The 22,997-nt window shown below is 50.9% G+C and carries 21 protein-coding genes, 3 tRNA genes and 1 other RNA gene; 3 read left to right on the top strand and 22 right to left on the bottom strand.

Annotated elements, in window-relative coordinates; translation table 11 throughout:
- Nucleotide 1: 1 nt before the first annotated feature.
- The 15 genes from D6694_13045 to D6694_12975 all read right to left on the bottom strand — a co-directional run bounded on the left by D6694_13045 (nt 2) and on the right by D6694_12975 (nt 13,179).
- Nucleotides 2-403 carry an ACT domain-containing protein gene (locus D6694_13045; protein RMH37973.1) on the bottom strand — a complete coding sequence of 134 codons (402 nt, stop codon included), beginning with the start codon at nt 401-403 and terminating at the stop codon, nt 2-4.
- Between the two features lie 371 nt (nt 404-774).
- Nucleotides 775-850 (bottom strand) — tRNA-Gly (locus tag D6694_13040).
- Nucleotides 851-856: 6 nt separating this feature from the next.
- Nucleotides 857-933 (bottom strand) — tRNA-Pro (locus D6694_13035).
- A gap of 68 nt (nt 934-1,001) precedes the next feature.
- The gene (locus D6694_13030; protein ID RMH37972.1) at nt 1,002-1,355 is read right to left on the bottom strand and encodes a MerR family transcriptional regulator; all 354 of its coding nucleotides are present in this window, start codon (nt 1,353-1,355) and stop codon (nt 1,002-1,004) included.
- Nucleotides 1,339-1,635, bottom strand: coding sequence for an integration host factor subunit alpha (gene ihfA, locus D6694_13025; GenBank protein ID RMH37971.1), 297 nt, complete (start codon nt 1,633-1,635; stop codon nt 1,339-1,341). Before ihfA ends, D6694_13030 begins: the two co-directional genes overlap by 17 nt.
- Nucleotides 1,636-1,637: 2 nt before the next feature.
- On the bottom strand, nt 1,638-4,007 hold the full coding sequence (locus D6694_13020) for a phenylalanine--tRNA ligase subunit beta (GenBank protein RMH37970.1): 2,370 nt from the start codon (nt 4,005-4,007) through the stop codon (nt 1,638-1,640).
- Between the two features lie 36 nt (nt 4,008-4,043).
- Nucleotides 4,044-5,030, bottom strand: coding sequence for a phenylalanine--tRNA ligase subunit alpha (locus tag D6694_13015; GenBank protein ID RMH37969.1), 987 nt, complete (start codon nt 5,028-5,030; stop codon nt 4,044-4,046).
- Between the two features lie 102 nt (nt 5,031-5,132).
- On the bottom strand, nt 5,133-5,492 hold the full coding sequence (locus tag D6694_13010) for a 50S ribosomal protein L20 (GenBank protein ID RMH37968.1): 360 nt from the start codon (nt 5,490-5,492) through the stop codon (nt 5,133-5,135).
- Nucleotides 5,493-5,512: 20 nt separating this feature from the next.
- A complete protein-coding gene (locus D6694_13005; protein RMH37967.1) occupies nt 5,513-5,707 on the bottom strand; it encodes a 50S ribosomal protein L35 in 195 nt (64 codons plus the stop codon).
- 152 nt (nt 5,708-5,859) lie between these two features.
- The gene (locus D6694_13000; protein ID RMH37966.1) at nt 5,860-6,369 is read right to left on the bottom strand and encodes a translation initiation factor IF-3; all 510 of its coding nucleotides are present in this window, start codon (nt 6,367-6,369) and stop codon (nt 5,860-5,862) included.
- Between the two features lie 33 nt (nt 6,370-6,402).
- Nucleotides 6,403-8,328 carry a threonine--tRNA ligase gene (gene thrS / locus D6694_12995; GenBank protein RMH37965.1) on the bottom strand — a complete coding sequence of 642 codons (1,926 nt, stop codon included), beginning with the start codon at nt 8,326-8,328 and terminating at the stop codon, nt 6,403-6,405.
- Between the two features lie 70 nt (nt 8,329-8,398).
- A complete protein-coding gene (gene nhaC, locus D6694_12990; GenBank protein RMH37976.1) occupies nt 8,399-9,880 on the bottom strand; it encodes a Na+/H+ antiporter NhaC in 1,482 nt (493 codons plus the stop codon).
- 2 nt (nt 9,881-9,882) lie between these two features.
- Nucleotides 9,883-11,304, bottom strand: a complete 1,422-nt coding sequence (locus tag D6694_12985; GenBank protein RMH37964.1) for a sodium-dependent transporter — start codon at nt 11,302-11,304, stop codon at nt 9,883-9,885.
- A gap of 175 nt (nt 11,305-11,479) precedes the next feature.
- The gene (locus tag D6694_12980; protein ID RMH37963.1) at nt 11,480-12,430 is read right to left on the bottom strand and encodes an electron transfer flavoprotein subunit alpha/FixB family protein; all 951 of its coding nucleotides are present in this window, start codon (nt 12,428-12,430) and stop codon (nt 11,480-11,482) included.
- Nucleotides 12,430-13,179 carry an electron transfer flavoprotein subunit beta/FixA family protein gene (locus tag D6694_12975; GenBank protein ID RMH37962.1) on the bottom strand — a complete coding sequence of 250 codons (750 nt, stop codon included), beginning with the start codon at nt 13,177-13,179 and terminating at the stop codon, nt 12,430-12,432. The genes D6694_12980 and D6694_12975 overlap by 1 nt, the downstream gene beginning before the upstream one ends.
- Before the next feature lie 170 nt (nt 13,180-13,349).
- On the opposite strand from D6694_12975, the gene D6694_12970 reads away from it, so the two are divergent.
- Nucleotides 13,350-15,002: an electron transfer flavoprotein-ubiquinone oxidoreductase gene (locus D6694_12970; protein RMH37961.1), complete on the top strand. Its 1,653-nt coding sequence runs from the start codon at nt 13,350-13,352 to the stop codon at nt 15,000-15,002.
- A gap of 43 nt (nt 15,003-15,045) precedes the next feature.
- Here the strand turns inward: D6694_12970 and D6694_12965 are convergent, their stop codons facing one another.
- Complete coding sequence (locus tag D6694_12965; GenBank protein RMH37960.1) at nt 15,046-15,705, bottom strand: adenylate kinase; 660 nt, start codon at nt 15,703-15,705, stop codon at nt 15,046-15,048.
- A 196-nt stretch (nt 15,706-15,901) separates the two neighbouring features.
- Here D6694_12965 and D6694_12960 point away from each other — a divergent pair, with 196 nt between their 5' ends.
- The gene (locus D6694_12960) at nt 15,902-17,269 is read left to right on the top strand and encodes a tryptophanase (GenBank protein RMH37975.1); all 1,368 of its coding nucleotides are present in this window, start codon (nt 15,902-15,904) and stop codon (nt 17,267-17,269) included.
- Between the two features lie 62 nt (nt 17,270-17,331).
- Here the strand turns inward: D6694_12960 and htpG are convergent, their stop codons facing one another.
- Entirely contained in the window at nt 17,332-19,209 is a 1,878-nt protein-coding gene (htpG, locus tag D6694_12955) for a molecular chaperone HtpG (protein ID RMH37959.1), read from the bottom strand.
- Between the two features lie 121 nt (nt 19,210-19,330).
- Between htpG and D6694_12950 the strand changes: the two genes are divergently transcribed.
- Nucleotides 19,331-19,927, top strand: a complete 597-nt coding sequence (locus D6694_12950; protein RMH37958.1) for an O-methyltransferase — start codon at nt 19,331-19,333, stop codon at nt 19,925-19,927.
- Between the two features lie 5 nt (nt 19,928-19,932).
- Here the strand turns inward: D6694_12950 and recR are convergent, their stop codons facing one another.
- The 5 genes from recR to D6694_12925 form a co-directional block, all read right to left on the bottom strand.
- The gene (recR, locus tag D6694_12945) at nt 19,933-20,535 is read right to left on the bottom strand and encodes a recombination protein RecR (GenBank protein ID RMH37957.1); all 603 of its coding nucleotides are present in this window, start codon (nt 20,533-20,535) and stop codon (nt 19,933-19,935) included.
- A 17-nt stretch (nt 20,536-20,552) separates the two neighbouring features.
- Nucleotides 20,553-20,879 carry a YbaB/EbfC family nucleoid-associated protein gene (locus tag D6694_12940; protein RMH37956.1) on the bottom strand — a complete coding sequence of 109 codons (327 nt, stop codon included), beginning with the start codon at nt 20,877-20,879 and terminating at the stop codon, nt 20,553-20,555.
- Nucleotides 20,880-20,890: 11 nt separating this feature from the next.
- Nucleotides 20,891-22,597, bottom strand: a complete 1,707-nt coding sequence (locus tag D6694_12935; GenBank protein RMH37955.1) for a DNA polymerase III subunit gamma/tau — start codon at nt 22,595-22,597, stop codon at nt 20,891-20,893.
- A 74-nt stretch (nt 22,598-22,671) separates the two neighbouring features.
- An RNA gene (ffs, locus tag D6694_12930) (signal recognition particle sRNA small type) lies at nt 22,672-22,768 on the bottom strand.
- Nucleotides 22,769-22,903: 135 nt separating this feature from the next.
- Nucleotides 22,904-22,979: transfer RNA gene (locus D6694_12925), tRNA-Lys, on the bottom strand.
- Between the last annotated feature and the right edge of the window lie 18 nt (nt 22,980-22,997).

Here is a 22,997-nt window from a genome sequence, read left to right as displayed (position 1 = left end):
CTTAGGCCTCATCTCTTAGTGCTTGCAGAGCCGTCATCGCAAGTTGGGCTTTATCTTCAGGGACAAATATGTGGTCATGATAAAAACCGGCGAAGACATTGGCACTGATGCCCTCTGACGCGAGCCGTTCAGCGACGACCGCGGTCAAACCCACCGCCTCTAAGCTTGAATGCACCATCAAGGTGATCTGCTTGAATGTACCGTGAAATTCCAAGCCAGCCGCTTGAGCCACTGAGACATCGAGCACGACCGTCGTCCCTTCCGGCTCGTTGATTGTCGCCACTGGGCTGAGTTTCATTTCGTCTATTTGGCCATACGGCAAACAGCAGAATACGAAGGTGCCATCGTTCAATTTTGGCGACATAAAACGGATGAGTTCACGCAAATCCACAAGACCTGGCATTCGTTGTCTCCTCCCTGCTACAGTGCATTGACATCGACCTGGGAACGGCAACATGAAAATATTTCTACGCTACGCATACTCAGGCACCAACGCAAGGAATAGACACAAGCAAATAATTTCAGCTTCCCAACGGCATAGATAATTCGCCTAAAAAACTGTGTGATTTCACGTGTGAAACGCAGCCGAGACTAGAAACAACCCTTGCAATACAAAGGGCCTATGCAAAAAACGCGACTCGTCCCAGCACAAGTAAGTAATACTTTACTGAAGAGACCGAATAGGCCGGATTAGGGCTGTACTGAGCGCGGCGACCATGACTATGAATCGCGAGGTGTGTAAATAAAAAAACCAGCAGAAGCCGGTTTTAGATTTGGAGCGGGAAACGAGACTCGAACTCGCGACCCCAACCTTGGCAAGGTTGTGCTCTACCAACTGAGCTATTCCCGCTTAACATGGTCGGGGCGAGAGGATTTGAACCTCCGACCACATGCACCCCATGCATGTGCGCTACCAGACTGCGCCACGCCCCGATTGTGGTTGCGCCAAGCCGCGCGAAATGATAACCGATTGGTGCGAATTTGCAAGCTTGAAACGCCACCTATTCAACGCGCTTTAACAATTCGACAATTTGCTCCAAGTCGTTGATCAGTGCGTTGATCGTTTCTTTATCCGGCGCATTGATATCACCACTTTCGATTTTTTGTCGAGCACCACCAATGGTGTACCCCTCTTCGTACAACAAATGACGAATCTGTCGGATCACCAAAACGTCCTCTCGCTGATAGTAACGACGATTTCCTCGGCGCTTGACGGGTTTCAATTGGGGAAATTCCTGCTCCCAGTATCGGAGCACGTGCGGTTTCACATCACACAATGCGCTCACTTCACCAATGGTGAAGTAACGCTTTGCGGGGATCTCCGGTAATTCGTTGTTGTTACTTGTCTCCAGCATAGGCTTCTACCCTGGCCTTGAGCTTCTGTCCCGGCCGAAACGTCACGACGCGGCGAGCACTGATCGGGATTTCTTCTCCTGTCTTAGGGTTCCGTCCAGGACGTTCGTTTTTTTCCCGCAAGTCAAAATTGCCGAAGCCGGATAATTTAACTTGCTCGCCGCGCTCCAAAGCGCAACGAATTTCTTCGAAAAACTGTTCCACCAACTCCTTGGCTTCACGTTTGTTCAGGCCAAGCTCTTCGTACAAACGGTCTGCCATATCGGCTTTCGTCAGCGCCATTGCTACGCCCTCAGCTTTGCATTGAAGTCGTTTTCTAGTTTCGCGAGCACGTGTGATATCTGCTCGTTCACCTCGGTATCATTAAGAGTGCGCGATGGAACTCCAAACGTCAACCCCAACGCGACACTTTTTCTACCAAAATCAATGCCTTTACCGCGATATATGTCAAAGATTTGAACATCAAGCAGGTATTCCGCGCCAGACGCTCGCACTGAATCAAGAATTGCTTGGGCTGACACAGACTCATCAACCACAATCGCCAGATCGCGTTGGCTGTTTGGAAACTTGCCAAGTTCTGGCGCCTCCGGAATTGTCCTTTGGCGCAATGCAGCTTCATCCAACTCGGCAAGGATGACAGATGTTTTGATACCAAATTCGCGCAATATGTTGGGATGCGCTTCGCCCAGCCATCCCACAGGTTGGCCATCCACGGTTATCCGCGCCGTCCGTCCCGGATGCAGTGCCGGATGCACATCGGCGGAAAATCTAGGCTGCTTACCGATGGCCGAGAATAGTGTTTCCACCAACCCCTTTCCATCAAAAAAATCCACCTTTTCTTTTGCATAAAGCGGCTCAGGTAACCGTGTCCCAACGAGCGCAAAAGCAAGTTTCGGCACTTGCCGCCAATCATCCCCTTCGTTAAGAAATACCAATCCCGTCTCAAAAATGCGTATCCGATCGATGCGATGGCGTAAATTGTGAGAAACGGTGTTCAATAATCCCTGCCAAAGAGACGTTCGCATCACGGCAAGATCTGATGAAATAGGATTCAGTAGCGCCTTCGGCTCTTGATTCGGCGAGATGCAGCGCTCACGCTCTCTATCAACGAAAGCGTACGTAATGACTTCGGTTAACCCTCTCGAAATCAAAATTTGCTTGAATGTTTCTCTCGACACATTTGCTTCCGGCTCTGCCACAATGTGCAGCGCCGCCAAAGGCGGCTGTTCCGGAATATTGTTGTATCCGTAAAGACGAGCGATTTCTTCAACTAAGTCAGCTTCAATGGCGATGTCAAAGCGATAGCTCGGCGGCGTGACACGCCAACTCGACTGATCAACACGATTGATATTCATGCCCAATCTTTCGAGTATGTTCTCGACCTGCGCTTGATCAGGCGCGATGCCAAGGCTCCGCCCAATCTGCCCATGTCGCAATAGAATTGGTTCTCTTTTTGGCAAACAGCTTTCAACCACGGCTTCAACAATCGGCCCAGGCTGTCCACCAGCAATTTCAACAAGCAACTGTGTCGCCCGTTCCATCGCTGTGCGTTGCAACTCTGGGTCGACGCCTCGCTCATAGCGATGCGACGCGTCCGTGTGAAGACCGAAGCGGCGCGCCCGACCGGTGATGGCCAATGGATGAAACCATGCGCTTTCGAGGAATACATCGCTGGTCTGGTCACTGACACCAGAATGCTCTCCCCCCATAATTCCGGCCAAAGCGAGTGGTTTTCGCTCATCCGCAATCAGCAAACAATCTTCTGCTAACTCAATTTCGCGACCGTCGAGCAAGACGAGTTTTTCGCCAGACGCTGCCCACCGTACTTGAATGCCACCTTCGATTTCCGCTAAATCAAAGCCGTGCATCGGATGACCTAGCTCAATCAATACATAATTGGTTACATCGACCACCGGGTGGATGGCTCGAATACCCGCTCGTCGTAGGCGTTCCACCATCCAGATGGGCGTGGTTGCGCTCGAATCAATACCCCGAACAATACGACCTAGATAACGTCCACACCCCTCGGTCGCTTTGATTTCAACCGTACGTCGGTCATCAATGACTGGTGTCACGGGCGGCACTTCGAGATCCCGAAAAACAATCGAATTCAGCGCGGCCACTTCGCGCGCGATTCCCCGGATGCCCAAGCAATCACCACGGTTCGGTGTCAAGTCGATATCGATGACCTCGTCATCGAGCAAAAGATAGCGCCGAAGATCTTCCCCCACAGGTGCGTCAGGTGGTAGCTCCATCAGGCCGGCTCCGTCTTCGCTAAGGCCCAACTCCTTGGCTGAGCACAACATTCCCATGGATAATTGTCCCCGGAGTTTGGCTTTCTTAATCTTCAGGCCGCCAGGTAATGTTGCACCAATCTTGGCTAAAGGTACTTTAAGTCCTGCGGTCACATTAGGTGCACCACAAACGATTGGCCATGTTTCGGCACCATCACTCACTTGGCAGAGTTTTAACTTATCGGCGTCTGGATGTGGACGGCAATCAACCACCTGAGCGACCACAACATTCTGGAATGGTGGGGCGACGGGCTCAATGGCATCTACCTCTAGACCAGCCATCGTGAGTTGGTCTGCGATTTCTTGACTGTTTTTCTCGATCCCCGTCCACGCTTGCAACCATGAATATGGTACTTTCATTGTGCTTTGTCCTGCTTTAGATTCGTCTCGATCGTCTTAGTAGAAGGCGCGCAGAAAACGCATGTCATTCTCAAAAAAGCGCCGCAAGTCCCGAACGCCATAGCGCAACATCGTCAACCGCTCGACGCCCATGCCAAAAGCGAACCCCGTGTACGTCTCACTATCAATACCCACATTTTCTAGCACTTTGGGATGAACCATGCCACAACCCAAAACTTCTAGCCAATCGTGTTGCCCGCGCAGCCGAATGTCCACTTCAGCGGATGGCTCGGTGAAAGGAAAATAACTTGGCCGAAAACGAACTTCAAAATCCGACTCAAAAAAATGATTTAAGAAGTCATGAAGCACTCGTTTGAGATGACCGAAGTTAACCCCTTTATCGACCCAAAGCCCCTCAACTTGGTGGAACATTGGGCTGTGCGTCATATCAGAATCACACCGATACACTCGTCCTGGCGAAATAATTCGCAGCGGCGGTTTTTGCGACTCCATCACGCGAATCTGCACATCCGACGTCTGTGTTCTCAGCAAAGTGCCGTCTGCAAAATAAAATGTATCGTGCATCGCTCGTGCTGGATGATGCGGTGGGATATTCAGGGCTTCAAAATTATGGTAATCATCCTCAATCTCTGGGCCTTCTGCCACAGAAAACCCCATACTCACAAAAAATTCCGTAATCCGCGCGATGGTACGATTGACCGGATGCAAAGCCCCAATTTCTGCGCCTCTGGCCGGTTCGGTGACGTCAATGCGCTCAGACTCCAACTGTGCCGCCAAGGCTGCTTCTTTAAGGGCATGATGTCGATTGGCAATCGCTTTTTGAAGTTTCTGCTTGAGCGCATTGATTTGAGCTCCGACCTTCGGCCGTTCTTCAGCTGGCAAACGCCCCAGCGATTTTAGCTGCTCCGTCAATATCCCCTTTTTCCCCAAATACTGAACACGAATGCCTTCTAGCTCATCAATCGATTGGGCGCGATTTATTTTTTCGATACCTGCTTGAGCAATGTCTTCCAATTGCGCCATGCCCGAAACCCCAATTGTCATTTGGTTAACAAATAAAAAGGGAAGAGTCTGGTCGAGACTCTTCCCTTCCCGGTCTTTGCAAATCGTCCAAGTGCACTGTGTTTACTTGGACAAACCCGCTTTCGCCTGCTCGACCAACGCTGCAAAGGTTGTCTGATCGAATACCGCAATGTCAGCAAGAATTTTACGGTCAACCTCAACAGAGGCTTTCTTCAGACCATTGATAAAGCGGCTGTATGACAATCCGTGCATACGGGCTGCCGCGTTGATACGCGCGATCCAAAGACGGCGAAATTGGCGTTTGCGCTGACGACGATCACGATAGGCGTATTGACCCGCCTTAATAACCGCCTGCTTGGCAACTCGGAACACCCGGCTACGAGCACCGCGATAACCTTTCGCTGCCTTTAAAATCTTCTTGTGCCGCCGACGCGCAGTGACTCCACGTTTTACTCTTGGCATGATTCAATCCTCCGTCTCAATTAATCGACCAACATACGACGTACGGCTGGCACGTCAGCTGCTGCCACCATGGGATTGCCACGCAAATGGCGCTTACGTTTGGTGGTTTTTTTGGTCAATATATGACGACGGAATGAATGCTTGCGCTTATAACCGCCTGATCCGGTTTTGCGAAAGCGCTTAGCCGCGCCTCTATCAGTCTTAAGTTTTGGCATGTTTCACCTCATTTTTCTGGCAGGCCGTCGCTTGATGCGACCGTTTCATTGCCTGGCTCAGTTGCACAATCCGAAGGTGGCCTTTCGGCACTTCACCAACCCCCGGCGCCTTACTTTGCTGCCGTTGACAGCGACGCTCATATCAACATGAGCTACTTCTTTTTGGGACTGATGACCATAATCATCTGGCGGCCTTCCATCTTTGGAAAAGCCTCGACAGTCCCGAGTTCTTCGCAATCTGCTTGAACACGCTCAAGCAATTGCTTACCGAGTTCTTGGTGGGCCATTTCCCTTCCGCGGAAACGAACCGTCACCTTCACCTTATCCCCATCTTCAAGGAACCGTTTGATATTCCTTAATTTGACGTTGTAATCGCCGATATCCGTATTGGGTCGAAATTTAATCTCCTTGACTTGTATTTGTTTCTGTTTCTTTTTCGCCGCCGCTTTTTGCTTATTGCGTTCAAACAGAAACTTGCCATAGTCCATCAGGCGGCAGACTGGCGGTTGCGCCTGAGGACTAATCTCAACTAAGTCGAGGCCCTCTTCCTCGGCCCTGTCCAACGCAGTCTGAATATCGACGATGCCAATCTGCTCGCCATCGGCGCCAATCAAGCGCACTTCTGGCACGTTAATTTCCTCATTCAAACGGTGCTCGCGCATATTGCGAGCGTTTCTAAATCCGGCTTTGATGGTTTAGTCCTCCTGTTGCTCTCTACCTTTTGCGGCGATGTCGGCCTTGAGCAGTTCAACAAACGCCTCTAAAGACATGGCCCCCATGTCTTTTCCATCCCGAGTGCGAACGGAAATCGTCTGTGCCTGCACTTCTTTGTCACCTGCGACGAGCAGGTAAGGAACACGCCGCAATGTGTGCTCACGGATTTTAAAGCCGATCTTCTCGTTTCTCAAGTCAGATTTCACTCTAAAACCACTGTCATGCAACTTTTTTGTTACCCGCTCGACATATTCGGCCTGTTTATCTGTAATGTTCAAGACAACAGCTTGCCATGGCGCCAACCACGTCGGCATCTTACCGGCATAGTTTTCGATAAGAATTCCGATAAAGCGCTCAAGCGAACCTAGAATCGCTCGATGCAACATGACCGGAGTATGCTTCTGACCATCTTCTCCTACATACTCGGCACCAAGCCGCCCCGGCATGGAGAAATCGACTTGAATTGTACCGCACTGCCACGCCCGTCCAATACAGTCGAGCAAGGTAAACTCAATTTTCGGGCCATAGAAGGCCCCTTCTCCTGGCAGCTCCTCCCACTTCAGCCCCTTATCATCAAGGGCTCTGGCAAGCGCAGCCTCTGCTTTGTCCCACACTTCGTCCGATCCAACCCGTTGCTCCGGCCGTGTTGATAACTTGATTATCACTTCATCAAAGCCAAAATCACGGTATACCTTAAAAAGCAAATCGATGAAGCTGGACACTTCCTGCTGTATTTGATCCTCTGTACAGAAAATGTGAGCATCATCTTGAACAAAATTTCGCACACGCATCAAACCATGAAGTGCCCCGGACGGTTCATTGCGATGGCAAGAACCGAACTCAGCCATTCGAATTGGCAAATCGCGATACGAAGTCAAACCTTGTTTGAATATCTGAACATGGCATGGGCAATTCATTGGTTTAATGGCGTACTGACGGTTTTCACTTTCCGTTGTGAACATCTGCTCTTTAAATTTGTCCCAATGCCCAGATCGTTCCCACAAAGACCGGTCGACCACCTCCGGCGTGCGAACCTCTTGATACCCGTGGTCCCGTAGCACTTGCCGGATGTAGTCCTGAATAACAGTGTAAATGGTCCAACCATCATTGTGCCAAAAGACCATCCCAGGGGCTTCTTCCTGAGTGTGAAACAAATCGAGTGCTTTACCAATCCGCCGGTGATCACGCTTTTCAGCTTCTTCAAGTCGGCGCAAGTAGGCTTTTAAGGATTTCTTATCTGGCCACGCGGTTCCGTATATCCTTTGCAACATTTCATTACGTGAATCGCCACGCCAGTAGGCACCAGCCACCTTTGTCAGTTTGAAGGCTTTGAGCTTGCCGGTGGATGGAACATGCGGGCCTCGACAAAGATCGATGAAATTTCCCTGACGATAAAGCGAAATGATTTCGCCTTCTGGAATTTCTCTTATGATCTCAGCCTTGTATTTTTCTCCCAACTTTTCAAAAAACGCTATCGCCTCGTTACGATCCCATTCTTCGCGCTGCACAGGCAAATCAGCTTTGGCGAGCTCTTCCATTCGTTGTTCAATGCGGCGCAGGTCCTCCTCGGTGAACGGTCGCTCATAAGCAAAGTCATAATAAAACCCATTTTCAATGACAGGCCCAATCGTCACTTGCGCGCCCGGGAACAAGTCCTGAACGGCTTGCGCCAGCAGATGCGCTGTTGAATGCCGAATAATTTCAAGTCCTTCGGGATCGCGATCCGTGATAATGCTCAAATCGACATCGTTTTCGATCAAATAACTGGTATCCACAAGCCGACCATTGACCCGTCCGGCCAACGCAGCCCGAGCTAGGCCCGGCCCAATATCAGCAGCGACATCGGCAACAGTGATTGGCTTCTCGTACCGACGTTCACTGCCGTCGGGCAGTCTCACGACAGGCATCCGCGATATCTCCCATTACTGTGCTAAAACCAAGAAATTGAGCGCAAGCATACCAACCCAAGGCCAACTGTCAAGCAACCTCGTGCGCTGTGGCTTCGTCTCGGGGCTCTGAGTCCTCGATAGGAACAATTTTGAAATTCAAAAGCGCATACACAATAGCCACAATCGGGTTGACCCAGTTAAAAATCGCATACGGCGCATAACTTAGCGTCGCAATGCCAAGCGTCCCGGCCATATAAGCCCCGCAGGTATTCCATGGGATAAGCACTGAAGTGAGCGTGCCGCTATCCTCAAGCGTACGTGAAAGATTCTTTTCGGCCAACTTCCGCCGTGCAAATTCAAGCCGGTACATACGGCCCGGAATCACGATGGCCATGTACTGATCGGCAGCAATCACGTTCATCCCGATACAAGTGGCAATGGTCGCAATGATCAATGATGCCGTACTGTGCACCACGCCAAGAATGGCATCAACGATGCGTCCCAACATCCCAACCGTCTCCATGACCGCACCGAAAGTCAATGCTGTCAGTATTAGCCAAACGGTGTTCAACATGCTGCTCATGCCACCACGCGTCAACAGTTTGTCCAGGGCTTCAAGTCCTGTATGACTTTCATAGCCGGAAAACAACGCCATCCATGCGCCCTTCACTGCTCCCGCCACACCTTCTGTGCCAGCCAATTGCATGAGCCGTGGTGGTTGGAAAAAAAGCGCAAACAACGCACCGACCAACGCACCAATCATGATTGTCGGGAATGCTGGGAATTTGACTGCCGCCAAAATAAGCACAAGCAATACCGGCAGTAATAACCATAAACTCGGTGCAAATAAATCGGCAATTCTCCCCTGAATCAGGTTAATGTTTTCTACGGCGGCGCCGTGATCGACCCCCAGGCTCAACACTGTAAACGCCGCTAAGGCAATTATGAGAGAAGGCGCCGTCGTCCACGTCATATGCCGGATATGCGAAAAAAGGTCGGTACCAGCCACCGCCGGTGCGAGGTTTGTGGTGTCTGACAATGGTGACATCTTGTCACCAAAGTAGGCCCCAGAAATGATAGCGCCTGCAGTAATCTCAGGCGATAGCCCCATGCCGACCGCAACGCCCATTAAACTCACACCAACCGTTCCCGCTACGGTCCAAGAACTTCCAATCGCGAGGGAAACAATGGCGCAAATCAGACACGTTGCCAAATAGAAAACCTTTGGTGATAACAGATCCAGACCGTAATAAATCATTGTGGGGACAATGCCCGCGGCAATCCAGCTGCCAATCAGCGCACCCACCGCAAGCAAAATCAGTATCGCCGCCAAGGCCATGCTAATGCCTTTGACAATCCCGGCTTCAATACTCTTCCAGTCAAAGCCGAGGCGCAGCCCAAGCAGACTTGCTATTCCGGCAGCGATGAGTAAGGCGATCTGGTTGGCACCATAGGACGAATCGGCGCCAAAAAAGCGAACTGAAAAAAACAGCATGACGACTAAGCAAACAACTGGCAGAAAAGCCTCCCAAAGTTTGGGAGCCCGGCGTTCATGCCTAGCGCCAGCCATCATCATTGGCCTCCAAACAACAGTTTGGCCAAATCGAAACCAAAAAAGCTTGTCGAAATGGTGACTAAAACGATCACACCAAGCACTACAGGGCAGACGTAACTGATAGCAAAGTCAACATATTTCAATAACCACGAGTCTTTTAACCCTGCATCGCTGCCCACCAATTCCGCATTAAAACGTTGTTTTCTCCACACATAAGCAGTAAACACTGAAATCAAGAATCCCCCAAGTGGCAGAAAAGTGTCATTGGCGACAAGGGCAATGAAGTCTAAAAACGGCAATTTACCGGTCTGGCCGGGCAATTGAATAAATTGACTCAATGTCTCCACAGCGCCATAACTGAGCATTGAGGGAATGCCGATGAGGTAAATCAGTATGGCGACTGCCCAAGTCGCCACAGGTCTTGCGATTTTCTTTTCATCCACCAAATAAGCTGTCGGCACCTCAAGCAATGAAATTGTCGACGTGAATGCGGCAAAAGAAAGTAACAAGAAAAAAACGGCACCAATGATACGCCCTAGAATCGGCCCGATTTGCTGAAAAATAGTGGGCAAGGTCTGAAAGATAAAGCCAGGCCCTCCGCCCACTTCAGCCATCTTGTTCATGTCTCCGCCCGTCAAATAGGCCACAAACGGGAACATCATCAAGCCAGCAAGGAATGCCACAGTGACATCCGCGATGGTAATGGTGGCCGCTGCAGATACGATATTGGTTTTCTTCGAAACATATGATCCATAGGTGATAAGCGCCCCCATGCCAAGCGACAAACTGAAGAACGCCTGGCCAAGTGCTTTGAAAATGGTGCGGGCATCGACCTTTGAGAAATCAGGCTGTAGATAAAATTTCACACCCTCCATTGCATGAGGCAATGTCAACGCATAGACCACCAAAATCAACACAATCACCAACAGTGCGGGCATAAGAATCTTCGCAGCGCGTTCGATGCCATGTGAGACACCTTTTGCCACTACATACGCCGTAGCCCCCATAAAAATGAGACCGTAAAGACCGACAGTCACCCAATCCGCCGTGAATTCACCAAAATGATCACCAATGGCAAAATCGCCGATAGCCATCTCGAGAAAATAACCAAATGCCCAAGCGGCAACGACATTGTAGAAACTTAAAATAAGAAATCCGGCAAGGACACCCAAAAAACCCACTGAAGCCCACCGCGGATGCCCCAACGCCCGAAACGCACCAATTGGATTTTTCTGTGTATGCCGGCCGATGGCAATTTCAGCCGTCATCACTGGGAAGCCGAGCAGGAAACAACACGCCAAATAGACCATCACGAACGCAGCGCCACCACCGGCGCCGACCTCAAAGGGAAACTTCCAGATATTACCGAGTCCGACAGCAGATCCTGCCGATGCGAGAATAAAGCCTAGACGAGAATCAAAATGATCGCGTGCAGCCATGTTTATGTCTCTAGTTATCGTTGTTTATTTTTTGGCGGACGCTTCACCCTATGATGATCGTCCCTCCCCACAGCTTTGCTTCATTCGAGCATAGACGCCCGAAGAATTCAACTCCCGGACACGCACGAAGCCAAGCCAAATAAAAGTGGATCAGGCGGGTGAACCCCGCCTGATCTCAGTTGCCCTTGGCCGCCAAAAGCGCCTCTTTCAGCTCTGGCAATGCTTTGAATAGATCCATCACCAATCCATAATCCGCCACTTGGAAGATTGGCGCTTCCTCGTCTTTATTGATGGCAACGATAACTTTTGAGTCCTTCATGCCGGCCAAGTGCTGAATCGCGCCAGAAATACCAACCGCAATGTATAGATCTGGTGCCACAATTTTGCCGGTTTGGCCAACTTGATAGTCGTTCGGCACAAAACCTGCATCGACCGCAGCGCGTGACGCCCCAACCGCTGCCCCGAGAATGTCTGCAATTTCTTCGAGCATCTTAAAATTCTCGGCGCTTCCCATGCCACGCCCACCAGAAATCACTATGCGAGCAGCTGTCAGTTCAGGTCGCTCGGACTGGGTCAATTCTTGTGAGACGAAGCGCACGTTTGAGGGCGCTGGCACAGCCTCGATCTCCACGACTTCTGCCGTGCCGCCTTCTGCCGGAGTCGCATCAAATGCGGTGGTTCGTACGGTGATGACCTTTTTCCCATCTTTTGAACGCACCGTAGCGATGGCATTCCCAGCATAAATGGGTCGCTTAAATGTGTCCGCAGACTCAATTGCCACGATGTCCGAAATTTGTGCCACCCCCAATTTCGCAGCAACGCGGGGCATGACGTTCTTACCAAAGGTGGTCGCCGGTGCCATGATAAAGTCGTAATCGCCAGCGACAGACAAAATTTGTGCGGCTAGATGCTCAGCCAACGGATGGGCAAAGTCATCATGTTCAGCCACCAAAACTCGACTTATCCCTTGTGCCTTGGCCAGTTCTTGAGCCAACGGCTTTTGCTCACTGTCGGTAGCAAACAGGACATCGACCGAATGTGCCAACTGTTTGGCAGCTGTGATGACACTGTAAGTTGCTGGTTGAATATGCTGGGCATCATGTTCTGCTATCACCAAGGCTTTCATTAGAGCACCTTCGCTTCGTTTTTAAGTTTATCCACCAATTCTGCCACTGAGGCCACCTTGATTCCCGCTTTTCGTTCGGCTGGGGGCTCTACCTTCAACACCTCAACATGTGGTGTCAGATCAACCCCCAATGATTCCGCCTCGATAACATCCAGTGGCTTACGCTTTGCCTTCATAATGTTCGGTAACGACGCAAAGCGAGGCTCATTGAGTCGCAAATCGGTCGTGACGACGGCCGGAAGCGACATTTCTAGGGTCTCCAGACCACCATCGATTTCACGCGTCACCAGCAATTTGCCATCGTTGATTTCTACCTTGGACGCAAAAGTCCCTTGCGGCCAGTCCATCAAAGCCGCCAACATCTGGCCTGTCTGGTTATTATCACTATCAATGGCTTGCTTACCCAGCAGCACCAGATCCGGCTTTTCCGATTCAACGATTTTTGCAAGCACTTGTGCCACGTGATAACTGTCAAGCGTTTCTTCTGTATGGACGAGAACGGCCCGATCCGCCCCCAAAGCAAGGGCCGTCCGTAATGTCTCTTGTGCTGCCTGAGGGCCAATGGAAACCACGACCACTTCGTTTGCGACACCCTTTTCCTTCAGTCGCACTGCCTCTTCGACAGCAATTTCACAAAACGGGTTCATCGACATTTTGACATTGGCGGTATCGACACCACTGCCATCTGCCTTCACCCGTACCTTGACGTTCGCGTCCACGACACGCTTGATCGCGACCAGTATCTTCATGCGTTATCTGCCTCACTATTTAGTTCAACTAGAAACATGTTGGCATAGCAAATTGCGCCAGATCATGCCCGCAGTTGTGCAAGAGATCAACAAATCCAAGAAAAATTCGCCACAAATGATACAATCTGCCTTCAAATACTCAACCGAAAAACCATGTCAAGGAGTCGCCTGTGTCACGAGAATCCATGGATTTCGATGTCGTTATCGTCGGCGCTGGTCCTGCAGGATTAGCCACAGCCATTCGTTTGGCGCAACGTGCGCAAGCCGCTGGGCGCGAGTTGAATATTTGTGTCATCGAAAAAGGCGCCGAAGTCGGCGCTCATATTCTCTCGGGTGCTGTCCTCGAGACCCGCGCACTCGACGAGCTTCTGCCGGATTGGTCCTCGCTCGGAGCCCCCATCAACGTACCGGTACGCAAGGAGAAATTCCTCCTACTAGGAAAGGAAAAATCCATACAATGGCCAAATGCCTTGCTCATCCCAGCGCAGAAAAACCATGGCAATTACATCGTTTCTCTCGCCAACATTTGTCGTTGGCTAGCGGAGCAGGCCGAAGCCATGGGCGTCAATATTTTCCCGGGCTTTGCCGCCAACGAAATTCTCTACGAGGGTGATCGTGTCGTCGGCGTGGCCACAGGAGACATGGGCGTCGACAAAAACGGCCAACCTAAAGCCAACTATCAGCCAGGCTTTGAACTGCGCGCTCGCTACACTGTGTTCGCTGAAGGGTGTCGCGGTCATCTCGGTAAGCAGTTAATTCAAAAGTTCGCGCTTAACGAAGGACGAGACCCTCAGCACTACGGCATCGGGATCAAGGAATTATGGGAAGTGCCTGAAGAGGTCCACGAAGAGGGTCTTGTGCTCCATACCGCTGGATGGCCATTGGATAACCACACTTACGGCGGATCATTCATGTATCACCTAGACAACCGACAAGTCGCCGTTGGGTTCGTGGTGGGCTTGAGCTACCAAAATCCGTATTTATCGCCATTCGAAGAATTCCAACGTTTCAAAACGCACCCAGCCATTCGCCGCTATTTGGAAGGTGGAAGAAGAATTGCCTATGGCGCCAGAGCCTTGAACGAAGGTGGCTGGCAATCGTTACCCAAACTCACCTTTCCAGGCGGCATGTTGGTCGGTTGTGAAGCGGGCACCTTGAATCTCCCTAAAATAAAAGGGACGCACACGGCCATGAAATCGGGCATGGTGGCCGCCGACGCCATGGCTGACGTGTTATTATCGGATAAGCCGGAGGATGCACCGATTGAACTGACACAGTACGAGGCAGCCTTTCGCGAGTCTTGGGCATATGAGGAGCTCTATCGAGCGCGAAACGTCTACCCGGCGTTTCATAAGTTCGGCACTTTGGGCGGCATCTTGTTCACAGGACTTGACCAAATCGTATTCCGTGGCAGGCTGCCCTTCACGTTGCATGCACGCACGCCCGACCACGCGATGCTGAAAAAAGCCTCGCAAGCGAAGCCCATTGATTATCCCAAACCCGATAACAAGTTGACGTTTGATAGACTGTCATCCGTCTATTTGTCGAACACCAATCACGAAGAAGATCAACCCTGTCACCTAAAATTGAAGGATCCGGACATCCCCATTAAGGTGAACCTACCCGAATACGATGAACCTGCACAACGCTATTGCCCAGCCGCTGTTTATGAAGTGGTTGAGGACGATGCGGGAAGTCGTAAATTTCAGATCAATTTCCAAAATTGTGTTCACTGTAAAACTTGTGACATCAAGGACCCGTCGCAGAATATCGAGTGGACAGCCCCCGAAGGTGGCGGTGGGCCGGTATATCCGAACATGTAAAAAAAGGCGACCGCTTGGTCGCCTTTTTATTTCAACAGCAACATTACGATGCGTTCAGTGCCGAAAAAATCGCATCTCGAATTTCTTCAACACTTCCTTTACCTGATACCTTGATATACTTTGGCGCGTTGGCATCCCCAGATTTTGCCCAATTCAAATAATAGTCCGTCAACGGGCGGGTCTGTTGATGATAGACAGCAAGGCGCTTGCGCACAGTTTCTTCCTTGTCATCATCTCGCTGCACTAAAGGCTCTCCCGTCACATCATCCGTCATGTCATTTTGTGGAGGATTGTATTCAACATGATACACCCGACCGGACGCCGGATGCACACGCCGACCAGACAAACGTTTGACGATTTCGTCATCATCGACGTCGATCTCAATGACATAATCGACGCCAATGCCATGGGTTTTCATCGCTTCTGCCTGCGGAATGGTCCGAGGGAAACCATCCAGTAAATAACCATTCTTACAATCGTCGGCTTTGACACGCTCTTTGACCAAGCCAATGATGATGTCATCAGGCACAAGGCCGCCACTTTCCATAATCGCCTTGGCCTGAATGCCCAATGGCGTACCCGCTTTCACAGCCGCCCTCAACATATCGCCGGTTGAAATCTGCGGAATGCCAAAGCGCTCCTTGATGAATTGCGCCTGAGTCCCCTTACCTGCGCCCGGAGCGCCTAGCAAAATCACTCTCATCGTCACCCTCTTTTATCTCTTCACAATATCAACGCGAAAATTATGGGCAATAAGATACCGACCTTCGCCAGTTATCACAAGGCAAATATCTGCAATAGACTGGCCTTACCTCTGGCGTGCTGTTGGGTTTCTACTTTCACCCGTCAAAAGGATTCGGCATAATCGTCGCATTACCAACAATCATGTCGACACGATGATAAAAACCATCATAGAACCGTTTCGAATCAAGTCTGTCGAACCGCTGAAAATGACCACTCAGGATGAACGGGAACAATTGCTAGAAGCGGCTCGATACAATCTATTTTCCCTTAAAGCCGAAGATGTGTTGATTGACTTGCTCACCGACTCTGGCACCTCAGCAATGAGCACTCGCCAGTGGGCAGGTATTCAAATGGGTGATGAGAGCTACGCAGGTTCACCTTCCTACTATCGTTTCGAAACGGCACTGCGCGAACTCGCCCCCTTCAAACACATTATCCCAACTCACCAAGGACGTGCCGCAGAAAAGATTCTTTTCAGTATCATCGGTGGCCCGGGGAAGATCATTCCGAATAATACGCACTTCGACACCACTCGTGCGAATATTGAAGCCACAGGTGCTGTGGCACTTGACCTGGTCAAAGAGGAAGGGCTCAATCCCCAACTTGAGGCGCCATTCAAAGGCGATATGGATACTGACCGTTTAGAGGCACTGCTCCGCGAGCAAGGGGATCAGGTGCCGTTGGTCATGCTAACAGTCACAAACAACTCGGGCGGCGGTCAACCAGTGTCCATGGCGAACATCCGTGCTGTCAAAGAAATTTGTGAGAAATACGGAAAGCCTCTTTTTCTGGACGCCTGCCGGTTTGCCGAAAATGCGTATTTCATCAAACTTCGTGAGCCCGGATATTCCGACAAGACGCCCAAGGAAATCGCCCAAGAGATGTTTTCGCTTGCCGATGGCATGACCATGAGCGCGAAAAAAGATGCCTTGGTGAATATGGGTGGCTGGCTTGCGCTGAACGACGATCAGTGGGCTATGGAAGCCCGCAACGTTTTAATTCTCACGGAAGGCTTCCCAACATACGGTGGGCTCTCTGGACGAGACCTCGAAGCCATGGCCGTCGGTCTTCAAGAAGTCGTTGACGAAGACTACCTACAATATCGCATCGCCTCCACTACCTATCTTGGCAAAGCGCTTGACAAAATAGGCATCCCCATTGTGAAACCGGTCGGCGGCCACGCCGTCTACATTGATGCTCGCGCCATGTTGCCACATATCGACCCGTTACAATATCCGGGACAAGCCTTAGCTGTCGAAATGTATCGTGTCGGCGGTATTCGCGCCTGTGAAATTGGCACTGTGATGTTTGGACGGCAGCCAGATGGCTCGGAAAAACCAGCGGCCATGGATCTTGTTCGCATGGCCATCCCACGTCGCGTCTACACGCAAAGCCATATCGACTATTGCATTGAAGTGCTAGAGGAAGTCTATCGAAACAAGGATAAGCTCAGAGGCATGCGCATCACCTGGGAGCCCCCCATGCTGAGACACTTCACAGCCCATTTTGAGCCAATCAAATGATCGGACTCAAAGTGAAAAACAGAAAAGGCGGCATAAGCCGCCTTTTCTAGTATCACCTTAGGTTATTGCTGGCTGAGCAATAGGCGATTCAATCGCTGCGCAAACGCCGCCGGATCTTCAAGAGTGCCTCGTTCGGACAATTGTGCCTGCTCAAAAATCAAAAGTGCCCAGTCAGAGAAAAGTTGCTCTTCCATATCCGACTGCATTTTTTCAATCAAAGGATGTTTAGGGTTGAGCTCAAGGATTGGTTTACCTTGAGGCACTTCTTGGCCCGCGGCTTTTAAAATTTGCGCCATTTGTGGACCAAGATCGTGTTCATTCAGGACGACGCACGCAGGGCTATCCGTCAGGCGATGCGTGAGACGAACATCGGCAACACGATCGCCGAGGACTTTCTTGACCCGCTCAAGAAACGGCTTGGCTTTCTCGAAAGCAGCCTCTACTTCCTTGCGCGCGGCATCGTCGTCGAGTTCACCTAAGTCCAGCTCCCCTTTCGCCACATTTTTCAATGGCTTGCCATCGAATTCATCTAAATAGCTGACCAGCCATTCGTCAATTCGATCCGTCAGCAACAACACTTCAATCCCTTTCTTACGGAAAATCTCAAGATGAGGGCTGTTCTTGGCTGCCGCGAAGCTCTCGGCGGTCAGATAGTAAATGGCCTTTTGCCCATCTTTCATCCGTGCGACGTAGTCCGCCAACGAAACATTCTGTGTCGCATCCGAACCATGGGTCGAGGCAAACCGCAGAAGGCGCGCAATTTGCTCCCGGTTCGCATAATCCTCGGCAGGCCCTTCTTTCATCACTTGGCCAAACTGATCCCAGAATTTTTGATACTTCTCTGGATCGTCTTTGGCAAGTTTTTCAAGCATATCTAATACCCGCTTGGTGACCGCACTTTTTAGGCTTCTCGTCACCGCGCTGTCTTGCAAAATTTCACGAGATACGTTGAGCGGCAAATCATTTGAGTCAATCACGCCGCGAACAAAACGGAGATAAACGGGGAGGAACTGCTCCGCATCGTCCATGATAAAGACACGTTGGACATACAGTTTCAAACCTCGTACCCGTTCACGATTCCACAAGTCAAATGGCGCCCTTGACGGGATATAAAGCAAGGAGGTGTATTCCAGCTTGCCCTCGACCTTGTTATGAGACCACGTTAAAGGCGGTTCAAAATCGTGAGAAATGTGTTTATAAAATTCAATGTACTCGTCATCCGAAATATCGTTTTTCGGACGTGTCCACAATGCCTGTGCTTTGTTGACCTTCTCCCATTCTATTTTGTCAGTTTTTTCTTCTGTCGCCTTCGGCATCTGAATCTCGAAAGCAATGTGCTCTGAGTATTTGTGGATGATCTGCCGAAGCCTATAATCTTCCAAAAATTCCTTGGCGTCCTCTTTCAAATAGAGGATAACATCCGTGCCGCGCTCTGGCTTATCAATGACTTCAACTTCAAATTCGCCGTCGCCTTTGGATGACCATCGCACCCCTTGGTCCGCGTCAAGTCCGCGCGACTCGACAACCACTTTATCGGCGACAATAAACGCACTATAAAACCCAACGCCAAACTGTCCGATCAACTGGGCATCCTTTTGTTTGTCGCCGGTTAATTGCTTGAGAAACTCTCCCGTGCCCGACCGGGCAATGGTGCCCAAATTGCGGATGGCTTCTTCTTTGGTCATCCCAATCCCGTTATCCGAAACGGTCAAAGTTCCTTTGTCCTTATCCGCATGAATTCTGATGACCAGCGGTTCTGCTGCAAGTTCATGCCTTTCAATTGATTTCAAACGCAACCGGTCACAGGCATCGGCAGCATTGGAAATCAGCTCACGAAGAAAAATCTCCCGGTGTGAATACAGGGAATGAACCATCAAATGCAAAAGCTGCTTAACTTCTGTCTGAAAACTATGCTTCTCGACATGGTTTGCCGCTGACATCTTTCACCCCTTCTGTCATATGAATATTCTGTTATGCTAACCATCAAGATGGGGGTAACCAACAGGATTTCAAGGCGTGATTCCTCTCATATCCGAGTCTATTACTGCATACTGCGAATCGATGGGGATGGCGGAACCGCCGCTACTGGCAGAATTAAGGGAGGTGACTAACGCCTCTGTACCACACCCGCAGATGCTCAGCGGTCCACTCGTAGGCCGCACCCTGGCCTGGCTGATTCGCATGCACCGGCCCAAACGCATCCTTGAGATTGGGACCTATACGGGATATTCCGCTTTGTGGATGGCCGGTTCCATGCCATCGGATGCCGAGCTGCATACGGTTGATCGTGATGAGAACGTCGTGCGCATCGCCCGTTCATTTGCCGAGAGGCACGACGCTTATAGGCGAATATATTTTCATATTGATGACGCGGTGCCGTTCGTTAAAAAAGCTAACGAGCATTGGGATTTCGTATTTCTGGACGCTGACAAAAGTCGATATCCTGAATATTTGTCGCTACTCACGCCACGCGTTCAAAGTGGTGCCATTCTGGTTGCCGATAATTGTTTGTGGTCTGGGCGTGTGGTACAGGCCGAGGCTACAGATGATGACACACAGGGCATACGGGCGTTTAATCAAGCGCTAAACAAATCCTCGCAATGGGAAAATGTGCTGTGGCCGATTCGGGACGGACTACATGTCGCCATTCGGCAATGAACAGTTCAGCCCTCGTATTCGGTACGACTGGCCAGCGCGCGTGCCAGAGTATGCCCATCGACGTAATCGAGTTGACCGCCAACTGGCACGCCTTGCGCGATTCGACTCAGTCGCACGCCTGCTGATTTGAGCATTGTGGCGATATAGTGGCAGGTAGCTTCGCCTTCGACTGTTGCGGAAAGCGCCAGAATCACTTCCCTGGGCTTCAAAGTGTCAACACGTGCCGCCAACTCAGATAAGCCAAGTTCCTCAGGACCAATGCCATCCAACGGCGACAAACGCCCGCCAAGGACAAAATACCGTCCTTGAAAAAGCCCACTTCGTTCAAGCATTTCGACATCGGAAGGTGTCTCTACGACGCACAGAAGATTGTCGTCGCGGCCTGGATGCGCACAAAGTCGGCAAATTTGTTCTTCGGTGAAGTTTCTGCACAGTTGACAATGCGTGATGGTATCAATTGCCTGCAATAACGTCTGAGCGAGATATTTTGCCCCCTCGCGGTCACGCTCAAGTAAGTGAAACACCATACGCGAAGCAGTTTTCCTGCCCACACCAGGCAGGCAACGAAACGCATTCAACAATCTCTCAAGTAAAGTAGTTTCAGACACGGTTTGCTTTCACCACATTAGAACGGCAATTTAAATCCTGGAGGCAGATTAATCCCGCCCGTCAGTTCCGCCATTTTTTCCTTAGCCGATTGCTCAGCGCGTCGGACGGCATCATTGACTGCCGCCGCGATCAGATCCTCCAAGATCTCTTTGTCTTCGGAAAGCAGTGACTCATCAATGTGGACGCGCTTGACATCGTGGCGCCCGGTCATGACCACTTTGACCAACCCGGCACCGGCCTGCCCTTCGACCTCCATATTGGCCACTTCTTCCTGAATTTTTTGCATTTTTTCTTGCATTTCTTGGGCTTGCTTCATTAAGCCACCCAATCCACCTTTAAACATCGTGATACTCCTCAATCTATTTCATTTCTGGGTTCGCTCGTCTCGTCGGTCGGACGAACCGATCCCGGTCGCACCTTTCCATCAAATTGTTTGACCAACCCCTGAATCAGAGGGTTGGTCGCCACATGCACTTCCGCTTCCGCTTGACGCTGCGCCAGCTCCTTCTGTCTTCGTTGTGCGGCAGTTTCGCCTTCAGGAATCTCTGTCTGTTCATGGATCAGGTCAAGATGCCATGTTTTGCCGAATACTTCTGCTATGGCCTCCTGAATGCGCGCCAACCGTCGGTCTGTAAACATTGATTTGGCCAGCCCCCGGCAATACAACCGCACGTTTTTGCCATGCACGCCCCCCCACACGCAATGCAGAATGATCTGCTGTGCCGGACCTGACAATGGCATCGCGCGCGCGACATCTGGCCATGTTTCCGGCGTGATGTCCTCAGGGTTCACTTTCGCACCCCCCGTTTGTGGTTCTGGGACTGTCTCGACGACATCACTGACAGGCACTTGTGATGCCGGGTCTACTTCTTCATCGGTCACATGCGCATTTCCTTTGACCTTGTCACCATTTATCCGATTTGACTTGGCGCTTATGTGAGCCGATTGGATTTTACGCACAGTTGGGCGGCTAGGCTCGCTCTTTGGCTCTGGACTAAAGGCCAACATCCGCAACACCAACATCTCAAAACCAATTCGACTGGTCGGTGCGAGGGGTAAATCTCTCCTTGCTCGCAAAGCGATGTCGTACATGAGTTGCACCCACTTCGGATTGACTGTTTCGGCCAGTCTAGCGACTTGCTCGTCAACATCAGTTTGCCGACTGGGCACGACCTGAATAATGGCTAATTCATGCAGTATATGAATGATGGCGTCCACCACTGGCAGGAAGTCTGATGAAAACGCCTCAAATTGTTCAACGCACTCAAATGCCCTATCGCCATCTCCCGCCCATAGCGCCTCGAGTAAGTCATGAACTGGTGCCCGCTCCACACATCCGAGCATCTGGCGCACACCTTCGGTTGTTATCTTCCCCGCCCCGTGCGCAATGGCCTGATCTAACAAACTCAGGGCATCCCGCATACTTCCTTGTGCAGCTTCGGCAAGATCATGTAGCGCGCCGTCCTCAAAATGTACCGATTCTTTTCGCAAAATATCGGCCAGATGCTGGGCAATCTCCTCTGGCGCCAAGTGACGCAAATGAAATTGCAAGCAACGAGACAGCACAGTCACGGGCAGCTTTTGTGGATCCGTTGTCGCCAAAAGAAACACCACATGCTCAGGGGGCTCTTCAAGCGTTTTGAGCAACGCATTAAAGCTGTGGGTCGAGAGCATGTGTACCTCATCAATGAGATATACCTTATAACGACCTTGTGTCGGCCGATACTGGACGTTATCCAACAACTCTCTTGTATCATCTACTCGCGTACGAGAGGCCGCATCGACTTCCAGCAGATCCACAAATCGCCCGTCGGTAATCGCCTGGCAATTGGGACAGGTGCCGCACGGTGTCGCCGTGACACCCTGTTCGCAATTAAGACATTTAGCAATAATGCGCGCAATGGTAGTTTTACCGACCCCGCGTGTGCCGGTAAATAGAAAGGCGTGATGAACACGACCACTATCAAGTGCCGTGGTTAAAGCGCGTTTGATGTGTTCTTGGCCGACCAGTTCGGCAAAATTTTGAGGGCGCCATTTACGCGCCAAGGCGAGATAACTCATAGTCTATCGAATCGGCTCGATGTTTACGCCAGTGTACCACGACGGTGAAGGATTTTATTAGAAAATGGCGGCGGCCCTGCAAGCCGCACCCCGGCACCTGCATCAATCGCTACCGTTGCTCCCTTCCGGGCCTGGCGGGGTTCACGATCTAGCAGTGCGAGGGGACCCACAGAGCCACCATCGCGTCGTGGCGTACTATGCCGCATTCCATCACATTTGACAAGCGGCATTCTGAATGAACTCGTCTGCACAAAAAAACACCCCGTTGTCACGGGGTGTCAATACGACAAAGTTTGGGAGGATTTTTGGTGGGTCGTGCAGGAATCGAACCTGCGACCAACTGATTAAAAGTCAGCTGCTCTACCGGCTGAGCTAACGACCCGAAACAAGTGGCGCATAT

The sequence above is a fragment of the Gammaproteobacteria bacterium genome, from assembly GCA_003696665.1.
Classification (GTDB): Bacteria; Pseudomonadota; Gammaproteobacteria; order Enterobacterales.
This window is presented reverse-complemented; position numbering and strand designations above follow the sequence as displayed.

Bases quoted from the DNA above. Each gene is read 5' to 3' on its own strand.
- D6694_13045 (RMH37973.1), bottom strand. From the start codon at position 403: ATGCCAGGTCTTGTGGATTTGCGTGAACTCATCCGTTTTATGTCGCCA.
- D6694_13030 (RMH37972.1), bottom strand. From the start codon at position 1,355: ATGCTGGAGACAAGTAACAACAACGAATTACCGGAGATCCCCGCAAAG.
- ihfA (RMH37971.1), bottom strand. From the start codon at position 1,635: ATGGCGCTGACGAAAGCCGATATGGCAGACCGTTTGTACGAAGAGCTT.
- D6694_13020 (RMH37970.1), bottom strand. From the start codon at position 4,007: ATGAAAGTACCATATTCATGGTTGCAAGCGTGGACGGGGATCGAGAAA.
- D6694_13015 (RMH37969.1), bottom strand. From the start codon at position 5,030: ATGGCGCAATTGGAAGACATTGCTCAAGCAGGTATCGAAAAAATAAAT.
- D6694_13010 (RMH37968.1), bottom strand. From the start codon at position 5,492: ATGCCAAGAGTAAAACGTGGAGTCACTGCGCGTCGGCGGCACAAGAAG.
- D6694_13005 (RMH37967.1), bottom strand. From the start codon at position 5,707: ATGCCAAAACTTAAGACTGATAGAGGCGCGGCTAAGCGCTTTCGCAAA.
- D6694_13000 (RMH37966.1), bottom strand. From the start codon at position 6,369: ATGCGCGAGCACCGTTTGAATGAGGAAATTAACGTGCCAGAAGTGCGC.
- thrS (RMH37965.1), bottom strand. From the start codon at position 8,328: ATGCCTGTCGTGAGACTGCCCGACGGCAGTGAACGTCGGTACGAGAAG.
- nhaC (RMH37976.1), bottom strand. From the start codon at position 9,880: ATGGCTGGCGCTAGGCATGAACGCCGGGCTCCCAAACTTTGGGAGGCT.
- D6694_12985 (RMH37964.1), bottom strand. From the start codon at position 11,304: ATGGCTGCACGCGATCATTTTGATTCTCGTCTAGGCTTTATTCTCGCA.
- D6694_12980 (RMH37963.1), bottom strand. From the start codon at position 12,430: ATGAAAGCCTTGGTGATAGCAGAACATGATGCCCAGCATATTCAACCA.
- D6694_12975 (RMH37962.1), bottom strand. From the start codon at position 13,179: ATGAAGATACTGGTCGCGATCAAGCGTGTCGTGGACGCGAACGTCAAG.
- D6694_12965 (RMH37960.1), bottom strand. From the start codon at position 15,705: ATGAGAGTGATTTTGCTAGGCGCTCCGGGCGCAGGTAAGGGGACTCAG.
- htpG (RMH37959.1), bottom strand. From the start codon at position 19,209: ATGTCAGCGGCAAACCATGTCGAGAAGCATAGTTTTCAGACAGAAGTT.
- D6694_12950 (RMH37958.1), top strand. From the start codon at position 19,331: ATGGGGATGGCGGAACCGCCGCTACTGGCAGAATTAAGGGAGGTGACT.
- D6694_12940 (RMH37956.1), bottom strand. From the start codon at position 20,879: ATGTTTAAAGGTGGATTGGGTGGCTTAATGAAGCAAGCCCAAGAAATG.
- D6694_12935 (RMH37955.1), bottom strand. From the start codon at position 22,597: ATGAGTTATCTCGCCTTGGCGCGTAAATGGCGCCCTCAAAATTTTGCC.